The 398-nt window shown below is 61.8% G+C and carries 1 pseudogene; it reads left to right on the top strand.

Going from position 1 to position 398, the window contains the following annotated elements:
• Window positions 1–156: 156 nt before the first annotated feature.
• Window positions 157–398: pseudogene (locus AC6CIG_RS29735) on the top strand (UbiD family decarboxylase); the annotation flags it as partial.

Raw genomic sequence — 398 nt, forward strand, 5'->3', positions numbered from 1 at the left:
ACGGCAAGAGGTGCTGTCAGCAGGCGTGGGAATTCCATATCTCTCGCTTTTGCTAATGACGACTCGGTTACTTCTGCGGAGAACCTAGCGGCAACCTCAGTGGGCAATTTGCGCTGGAGCAAAGACAGAAGGGTTTTCGCGGGCGAGACACCTCGCATGTATCGCAGCGATCAAGTCATCCGCCGCTTTTCCGACCTCCAGGACTTCGCCGCCATGCTCGAGCGGCGCGGCCGCTTGCGCCGTATAGCGCGGCCCGTTTCGCTCGTTCATGAGGTCACCGAGATCCACCGGCGCGTCCTCCTCGCGGGCGGGCCAGCCCTGCTGTTCGAGAAGCCGGTCGACGCTTCCGGCCGCATTTGCGACATTCCGCTGCTCGCCAATCTGTTCGGCACGATCGA

It is taken from the genome of Sinorhizobium sp. GQ132, from assembly GCF_059758575.1.